The 1,110-nt window shown below is 64.4% G+C and carries 1 protein-coding gene; it reads left to right on the plus strand.

Features of this window, described 5'->3' with window-relative positions:
* Positions 1–26: 26 nt before the first annotated feature.
* A complete protein-coding gene (locus R4P47_RS25020; protein WP_149408206.1) occupies positions 27–1,094 on the plus strand; it encodes an IS110 family transposase in 1,068 nt (355 codons plus the stop codon).
* Positions 1,095–1,110 lie beyond the last annotated feature (16 nt).

Genomic DNA, 1,110 nt, shown 5'->3' on the forward strand with positions numbered 1-1,110 from the left:
GTGGCCACCACCACGAAGGGATAGCCATGTCCAGCATGACCGACAATCCACCCGATGTCAGCACCACCGTCTTCGTAGGTGTCGACACCCACAAGAGCACCCACCATGCCGCGATCGTCGATTACCTCGGACGCGAGGTCGGCGACCGAGAGTTCCCCACCACTGCCGCCGGCCACGCGGATCTGATCGCGTGGATCACCGCGGCCGGGACCGTGGAGCGTATCGGTGTCGAAGGCACCGGCAGTTACGGATCGACACTGTCCACTGCGCTACGCGCACAAGATCTCGAAGTAGTCGATGTCGACCGCCCCGACCGACGCTCTCGACGGTTCCAGGGGAAATCGGACCCCCTCGACGCCCGCTCTGCCGCGCGGGCGGCTCTGACCGGAAATGCGACCACAATTCCCAAGTCCCACGACGGCACCGTCGAAGCAATTCGCTTCCTGCACAACGCCCGTCACTCCGCAGTCAAAGCCCGAGCCGAAGCGATCACCCAACTGAAATCGATGATCGTCAACGCCCCCGACCCGATCCGGACTGACCTCCGCCAGCTCACCGACGCCAAATTGTTCGCTGCGTGCGCATCCCTGCCACCCGCAGCCAGGCGTCCCGTCGATCTCGATTCCGCCGTAGGTGCAGCGTTGCGGTCGGTGGCCCTGCGGATACAGGACCTCACTGCCGAGGAGCGGATCCTCGCCATCCAGATCGAAGCACTCGTCGCTGCACACGCACCGCACCTGCTGGCACGGTTCGGAGTCGGTGCCAGCACCGCCGCGCAGCTGTTGATCACTGTCGGCGACAATCCCGAACGAGTCACCTCCGAGGGATCCTTCGCCCGCCTGTGCGGTGTCGCCCCGATCCCCGCGTCCTCTGGGAAAACACAACGACACCGCCTCGACCGTGGAGGCGACCGCCAAGCAAACCGGGCGCTCTACACCATCGCCATCACCCGGCTACGCAGCGACGAACGAACCCAGCAATACCGAGACCGGCGCCTCGCGGAAGGAAAAACCCCACGCGAAATCACCCGATGCCTCAAACGCGCCATCGCCCGCGAAATATTCGGCCTACTGAAGCCCACACCCAGCCCTTGACAGACATAGGAGCATC

Source organism: Rhodococcus sp. IEGM 1370, assembly GCF_033142325.1.
In the GTDB taxonomy this organism is placed as follows: Bacteria; Actinomycetota; Actinomycetes; order Mycobacteriales; family Mycobacteriaceae; genus Rhodococcoides.

What these genes read in the sequence shown, in the direction of transcription:
- R4P47_RS25020 (WP_149408206.1), top strand. Translation starts at nt 27, where the DNA reads ATGTCCAGCATGACCGACAATCCACCCGATGTCAGCACCACCGTCTTC.